This is a genomic window from Eikenella sp. HMSC071B05 (assembly GCF_001811325.1).
Taxonomy (GTDB): Bacteria; Pseudomonadota; Gammaproteobacteria; order Burkholderiales; family Neisseriaceae; genus Eikenella; species Eikenella corrodens.
Map to the genome: position 1 here is coordinate 1 of NZ_KV804553.1, position 8,252 is coordinate 8,252.

General features: G+C 57.3%; 3 protein-coding genes. All 3 read left to right on the top strand.

From position 1 onward, the window contains the following. The first annotated feature begins 35 nt into the window (after positions 1–35). The 3 genes from HMPREF2796_RS10490 (at position 36) to HMPREF2796_RS11195 (ending at position 7,783) form a co-directional block, all read left to right on the top strand. Entirely contained in the window at positions 36–6,998 is a 6,963-nt protein-coding gene (locus HMPREF2796_RS10490) for a hemagglutinin repeat-containing protein (RefSeq protein WP_210385364.1), read from the top strand. Continuing rightward, the gene (locus HMPREF2796_RS10495; protein WP_141749210.1) at positions 6,979–7,287 is read left to right on the top strand and encodes a hypothetical protein; all 309 of its coding nucleotides are present in this window, start codon (positions 6,979–6,981) and stop codon (positions 7,285–7,287) included. The genes HMPREF2796_RS10490 and HMPREF2796_RS10495 overlap by 20 nt, the downstream gene beginning before the upstream one ends. A 220-nt stretch (positions 7,288–7,507) precedes the next feature. Continuing rightward, complete coding sequence (locus tag HMPREF2796_RS11195; protein ID WP_141749211.1) at positions 7,508–7,783, top strand: hypothetical protein; 276 nt, start codon at positions 7,508–7,510, stop codon at positions 7,781–7,783. Positions 7,784–8,252 lie beyond the last annotated feature (469 nt).

The following is an 8,252-nucleotide window of genomic DNA, read 5'->3' on the forward strand; positions in this document are numbered from 1 at the left end:
TGGATAACCGGCAAGGCAGCATACTGGCCAACCGGGTGGAAATCGGTGCACAAAATTTAGATAACCGGCAGGGCAGTTTGGTGGCTACCGAGCAGGCTGCCATCCGCAGTCGTACGATCCAAAACCAGCAAGGCAAAGTGGCTTCGGCCAAAGACTTGCAGCTGCAGGCCGATACCCTGTCCAATCAACACGGGCAGTTGGCTGCCGGACAAACTGCCGAAGTAAACGGCAATCGCATCCTGAACCAAGGCGGACAGATTGATGCCGAGCGGCTGCAACTGCAGGCTGAGCAGGTTGACAACAGCCAAAATGGTGCTATCCGCAGTAATCAAAGCGCCGACTTAAGTATTGCCGGGCAGCTGGATAACCGGCACGGTCAAATCAGCTCGGCCGACCAATTACACCTTCATGACGGCAACGGAGGCCGACTTGCCGTCAGCAATGCTGCCGGCCATATCTTGGCCGGTAGGGATTTACAGCTGTCCGCCCGTTCGTTGTTGGGCGAAGGTACCGTGGCCGCCGGACGCGATGCCGATGTACGCGTGAATCACGATTTACTGACCGAGCAGAACATCGAAGCCGGTCGCCGCCTGAATGTAGCGGTACGCGGCAGGCTGACCAACCGGCATACCCTGCAGGGCGGCGAGAGCGTATCGGTACAGGCCGACGCAGTCGACAATGCTGCAGGCGGTATCATCCAGGCCGGTAGCCGTACCGAAGTGCAGGCTGCCCAGACCCTTGAAAACCGCGGTTTGATCAACAGCAACGGCCTGACTTTGGTGCGTGCCGCCCAGTCAATGCAAAATATCGGCAGTGGGCGTATCTATGGTAACCAGCTTTCTTTGGCGTCCGACAGCCTGACCAACCGTGAGGAAACCACCAATGGTACTACCCAGGCTGCCACTATTGCGGCCCGGCAGCGTTTGGATATCGGCGCCAAAAACATTACCAACCAAGAAGGCGCCCTGATTGCCAGCCAAGGCAGTATGTTTGTTGGCAGCAGCTTGGACAGTCAGCATCAGGCCGTTGGCGAGGCCGACAGCTTGGTCAACAACAGTGCCCGGATCGAAGTGGCCGGCAAGGCATGGCTGGCTGCAAAACAGGGGCGGAACCTGAATCCGCATTTCCGTACCGAACGCTATGTGGAGAGCAGCACCCCGGGGCAGGCCTATAGCTTCCTCGGCGACCCGAACCGCTACGTTGAAGGTGTGGACGGCCATATGTCGCAACACCGCACCAATCTGCGCTGGAGTTATTCTGCCGAAGGGCAGCGCAAGAGCGGTCGCACCGAAGAGCGGTTTGACCGGGGCGAGGTGTCTAAAGTAACCCGCTATACCTATCACGAAAATGTTTATCGCGAACGCATCGTAGAAAACCGGCCGGGCGAAATCATCGTCGGCGGTGATTTGGCTTTATCCGGTGATAGCTGGTTTAACCAGCACAGCCGTATCCTGGTGGGCGGCAGCCTGTCCGAAAGCAGGGTCGGCCTGCTGGACAGCCAGTCCCGCGAAGAAGAACAAGTCACTAAACAGATTGGTGACTACCGTCAAGGTACCTACCGCCGACGCAATAAATGGCGTCCCAGCCAAAAACATGTGCGTTGGGAAGGTGGTGGCGATATGAATGAAATCATCGGTATCCGCCATCGGCCGTTTACCCATCCGGTCGGTACGGTCGAACAGCAGGCAGCCAACGTGCCGGCACCGCAGGCGCAGGCCGACAACGCCGCCCCGAATCCGACTGCCGTGAGCGATGCTGCCGGCCGCCTGCCGCAGATCCACAGCGTGGCTGCCGACACCCGTTTACCCAACGGCAGCCTGTTCAAAATCAATCCCGGCCGGGCCGGCTGGCTGATTGAAACCGATCCCGCCTTCACCGACTATCGCAGCTGGCTGGGCAGCGACTATATGCTGCGCGGCCTCGGGCAAGATCCCGACTATACCCACAAACGCCTCGGCGACGGCTATTACGAGCAGCGCTTGATCAACGAGCAAATCGCCAAACTGACCGGCTATCGGCGGCTGGACGGCTACCAGAACGACGAGCAGCAGTTCAAAGACCTGATGGATGCCGGCATCACCTTCGCCCGCTCGCAAAACCTGGTGCCCGGTATTGCCTTGTCGGCCGAACAGGTGGCCCGCCTGACCAGCGACATCGTTTGGTTGGAACGGCAAAGTGTCAGCCTGCCCGACGGCAGCACACAAACCCTGCTGGTGCCCAAAGTCTATGTAGTGGCCAGAAAGGGCGACGTGAATACCGCCGGCGCGCTGATCAGCGCCGAGCAAATCAGCCTCACCGGTCTGGAGCGCATGCTAAACAACGGCACGGTAGCCGGCCGCCGTGTGGTGGATTTGGGTGCGAAAAACATCGATAACGACGGTCAAATCCGAGGCGGCAGCGTCCGTCTGCGTGCCGCACAAGACATCAACCTCACCGGCGGCAGCGTTATTGCGGAAAACATCTTGCAGCTGCAAGCCGAAAATATCCGGCTGCGCTCCACCACCGCTACCGGCGGCGACCGGCAAAACGGCAACACCACTGTTGATCGGGTGGCCGGGCTGTATGTAACCGCCCCTGAGGGCGGCATCCTACAGGCGCAGGCCGGCAAAAGGCTGGAGGCCGATGCCGCTTTAATCAGTAACGCCTCGGCCAACGGCCAAACCCGGCTGCTGGCCGGCGAACAGATCCGTCTGGGTACCGTACAAACCGAACACCACGAAACCCTGGGCGGGATCGATGATCGGCGCCACCGCCACGTGCACCAAACTGCCGAAGTCGGCACCCGCATCCAAACCCAAGGCGACCTCACCCTGGCCGCCGGCGACCGTATCGATGCCCGTGCCGCCGAAATCGACAGCAGCCAAGGCCATGTCCGGCTGGCCGCCCAGAACGGCATCAGCCTGACCGAAGGCCGCGCCACCCTGAATTCGGACGAATCCGCCTACAACCGCTCTTCCGGTCTGCTGACCCGCCGCAGCGACCAATACCAAGCCCGCCGCCAACACGACACCGCCGTTTCAGGTAGCCTCACCGGCCGCCAAGTCACCGTACAGAGCAATCAAGACCTGCTGGTACGCGGCAACAGCATCGTCAGCGACGCAGGCACCACCCTGGCCGCCGGCGGTAAAATCGAGCTCAATGCCGCCGAGAACCACTACCGTAACGAAGACACCCACCGCTCCCGCCGTTCCGGCTTTACTTTCGGCATGCGCAACGGCGTAGCCAATATCGGCTACAGCCAATCCCGCAACCGCACCACTCAAGACAACGACCTCACCGCCGCCGTCTCCAGCCGGGTCGGCAGTTTGAACGGCGACACCGTGATTGCCGCCGGCGAGCGCATCGACACCCAGGCCGCCCAACTCTTTGCCGGGCGCGATTTGGCGCTGCAGTCCAAAGAAGTCAACCTCGGTGCCGCCTACGTACAAGAAAACACTCGCACCGAGCAGCAAAGCAGCGGCAGCGGCTTTGGCCTCAACCTCAATCTGAAAGCCCCCGAACTGCGCCAGCTGCAGAAATACGGCGAGGCCTTCAGCAAAACCCGGCAGCAACAAGGCGGCATGGCCGACAAACTGCGCACCTGGGAAACCAACCATGCTGCCGCCGCTTTCGAACAATGGATGCCCGCCGCCAGCTCCAGCCTCACCCGGCAGAAGAGCCACGGTGAGGACACCCAGCGCTATCTGCGCGCCGTCGGCAGCAGCGCCAATGCCGGCGGTACCGTCCGCATCGATGCCACACAAGGCGACATCAACATCATCGGCTCCCAAGTATTCGGCCGCGAAGGGCTGCAGCTGACTGCCGGCCGCGACGTCAACATCCTCGCCGCCGGTGAACCGCTGGACAAACACTACCGCGGCAGCAGCCGCATTTCCGGGCTGATGCCCGGCGACAGCGCCTTCAGCCGCTTTATCGGCAACAAAACCGACCGCAGCCGCCAAGAAGGCAGCGAGATCATCCAAAGCGGCAGCGTTGTCGGCAGCGGCAGCGGCGACACCCTGATTCAGGCCGGCCGCAGTTATACTCAAACCGGCAGCCGCCTGCTTGCCGACGGCAACATCGACATCCGCGCCCAAAACATCACCGTCCAAGCCGCCGACAGCCCCTACCGTTCCGACTACTACCACAGCTACACCCAAAAAGGCCTCACCGTCGCCGTCGGCACCATGGTAACCGACCTGATGCAAACCGCCCAGGCCGCTGCCGCTTCCGCCGAGCAAGTCGGGCAAAGCCGCCACAACCGCGTCAACATCATGGCCGCCGCCAACAGCGCCTACCAAGGCTATCAAGCCTACCAAATGGCAGCCAACAGCGTCCGCAACGCCACCGCCCCGAAAGCCGCCGGCAATACCGGCACCGGCAGCAACGGCAAAAGCGGCAGCAAAGGCGGGCCGATCAACATCTCCATCACCTACGGCGAACAACACAACAGTGAGCACAACCATGTAGACGGCAACCAAACCACCGCCTCCGGCATCCAAGCCCAAGGCCAAGTGCGCCTCACCGCCGCCGGCGCCGGCGAACAGTCCAATATCCGCATCACCGGTTCCGACGTCGCCGGCGAGCGCGGTACCTATCTCTCCGCCGAACACAATCTCCTGCTCGAAGCCGCCCGCGAACAGCGCAACGAAACCCGGCGCAGCCGCCAGGCCGGCTGGAACGCCGGCGTCGCCCTCTCCGTCGGCAACGGCCTCAGCCTCGGCTTCACCGGCGGCGGCAACTACGGCCGGGGCAAAGGCGATGGCGAGAGCACCCCCTACCGCCACAGCCACATCGGCAGCAGCCGCAGCCGCACCGAACTCGTCAGCGGCGCCGACACCACCATCCACGGCGCCCGGGTGGAAGGCAAAGGCATCGGCCTGACCGCCCGCAACCTCAACATCATCACCCCGCAAGACAGCGAACGCTACCGCGGCAAACAATTCCACGGCAGCGCTCAAGTCACCATCGGCTACGGTTTCTCCGGCAGCGCCGAATACAGCCAAAGCAAAACCGACGCCGACCACCTCAGCGCCAGCGAACAATCCGGCCTGTATGCCGGCGACGACGGCTTTCAGGTAGCCGTATCCCGCCATACCGAGCTCAACGGCGGCCTCATCGTTTCCAGCCGAAGCGCCGAACAGAACGGCCGCAACCGTTTCCAAACCGGCAGCCTCGGCCAAAGCGACCTGGCCAACCACAGCCGCTACAGCGGCAAGAGCTTCGGCTTCGGCATGAGCGGCGGCATCAACGGCAAAGGCAAACAGGAAATCGGCGACAGCGGCAACGTCCGCTGGGCCGCCCAAGGGCAGAGCGACGCCAACGGCATCGCCCAAGGCAGGGGCGGCCGCTTCAGCCAAGGCTTCGGTTTCGGCAAAGATCAGGACAGCCAAAGCAGCACCACCCGAAGCGGCATCGGCACGAGAAACATCCAGATTACCGACGCCGCCGAACAGCAGCGCCGCAACGGACAGAGCGTACAACAGGCTGTGGAAGGCATCTACACCGATCGGCGTACCGAGACTGCCGACGCCACCGCAGGCTACCTGAAAAACGGCTTTGACCGCGAGCGGGTGGAAAAAGAACTAGCATTGCAGCAGAGCGTCATGCAGCAATTCGATCAACAAACCCGGCCGGGTATCCGCCAAGCCATCATCAACCGTGCCACCGACAAATACATTCGGGCAATGGAAATCCGCGCCCAAAACAACGGGGTGGAAACTGCAGAATCCCGAGCGTTGGAGGCCGAAGCCGCCAAACTGGAGCAAACCGCTTCATATTTAGATACAGCCTTAGGCATTCTTTGGGCAGGCAAGCCCGACGTGGCCGCCGCACAGGTAACCGCCCAGCATGCCCAATACGCCAAGAATGCCGCCACCCACATCACCGCCGGGCAGATTTACCGGGTGGAATGCACAGGGCCGAACCTGCAATATTTCTGCCGCGACATTTACAACACCCTAGAGGCCGCAGCCAAACATGATGGTAGTCTGATAACCAAGGAAGCCAACGAAAAAGTTCCATTTGATGGCGTTGCCACCCAAATCTTCGATCCGAGAAGCATCATGACAGGCGGCACCATCGTCCGCAAGAATCCCGGCATTTACAACAATAAAGAGCAGGCCTTCCGAAACGCTGTCCTACACAATCCCCGGGCAGCACAGAACGGCACACTCTATGTGGTGGTAAACAACCCTTCTGCCGGCGTTGTCCCCGGCCTAAGCGAAGTCGTCTTCTATGCCGGTTACGACAAAATCAACGAAATGACGGGTGCGCACCTGCCTCTGACCAATGCACAGAAGACAAACGTGCAGCTTAATCTGCTGGCAAGCCAAACCAACACCAAAATCCGTGGTAGCGACCACAGCCGGGGTACGCTCACAGAAAGTGTCAGCCTGCAATACACCAACAACATATTGGGGGTAAGAAATATCCCGCTGGAAAGCGTCAAATTCCACGGGCCGGCAGCCAACGGAGTACGCTTTTTACGCCAATTGCGCGAAAACGGCTATCAAGACAGCAATGGTGTGGCAACCACCTTATTCCTGGCCAGCAATAATACCGATCCTGTGGGCGGCGGAGTTGGTGCCAATCCCACAACTGCCGGGACGTGCGTAGGTTTGCCTTTTGGTAAATGCTATAACCATAGTAGTTATAATGGTTGGGAGACGATAGAAAGAAACTTAAAAGATGCAAATGGTCAAGATATTTTGGATGCTAGAACAGGTAAAGCTATTGTTAATCCAGAGTTTAGTAAAATCAATCGAACTGTAGAACCTCTAGAGAAACAGAATGATGTAGGACGTTTTATCAATCCAACCCTACCTAAAGTTTTTACGCAGGGAGCAGATGGCAATTTATACACTATTGATCGTTTTGGTAACGTAAGCGCATATGATCCAAAAACTTTAGATAAAATAGAGGGAGTAAAACTTCCTCAAGCAACCAAAGTACGGATTAATGGAACAGACTATTTTGAATTCCAAGGAAGGAGATATCATGCACAACCGTTCAATTAATTCCATAATGATAATATTGACATCCAGTCTACTGCTTAGTGCTTGCAGCATGTCTGATTGGTGGAACGGGCATTATGCAACAAGAGCAGCAATTATTGCTGATCAACAAGAGGCGGAAGCTTATTATGCTTCTGAATCTCCTGCTACAAAGGCTCTACGTGAGAAAAATCACCCTATTTGCTGGTCTGAAGCGGTACATGAAAAAGATAGGTCTCTATTTACTCCTGTGTATGATAGGTGTATGCGCCGTAGGGGTACGCCTGTTTGGCACGATGGATTGGATAAGTAATCTTAGTTAGGGTGGTAAATAGAGTTTTATCAATCCAGCTCGCTATCTAAAGTTCTTACACATGGAGCAGATGGCAGCTTATATACTATTGACCATTTTGGTAACGTAAGCGCATACGATCAAAAAACTTTAGATAAAATAGAAGGAGTAAAACCTCCTCAAGCAACCAAAATACGGATTAATGGAACAGACTATTTTGACTTCCAAGGAAGGAGATATCATGCAAAACCATTCAATTAATTCACTGGTGATAATATTGATATCCAGCCTGCTGCTTAGTGCTTGCAGTATGTCTGATTGGTGGAATGGGCATTATGCAACAAGAGCTGCATTTATTGATTCTATGAGGAAAGAATCAGCCTACTATGCTGCCGAATCGCCGGAACAACGAGAGTTACGTAGAAAAAATCACTTAATTTGTGGTAAAGAAACTGGTTATAACAGGTGTATGCGTCGCCTAGGAACGCCTGTCTGGCACGATGGATTGGATAAATGATCTAGTGAAGATAATAGGATAGAAAATAGCATTAGGCTACCTGAAAAATCCCCTTTGTCTCGTCCTTCAGCCTACCCGTTCTTTAATAATCCGCTACTTCAACCCTGTTTGCAACCCCAAAGGCTACCTGAAATTTTCAGGTAGCCTCTACTTATTTGCTTACCCACCACAGCGACCGATACCAAGCTCACCGCCGCTAATTCCGCCGAGCAGAGCAGCCACGACCGCGTCAACATCAGGGATGTCCCCAAAGCTGCCGGCAATACCGGTAGCGGCAGTAATGGCAAAGGTAACGGCGAGAGTACCACCTACCGCCACAGCCACATCGGCAGTAGTACGCAGAGGGAGAGGACGAAGTCGTGGGGATGTTCAGATGGGATGGGCTGGCGGGGATATTAGGCACGGCATATTCTTTGAGGGGGTGGCTTTTAGCTTCGCAGAAACTCAGCCTCGGCTGCGCCAAGACATT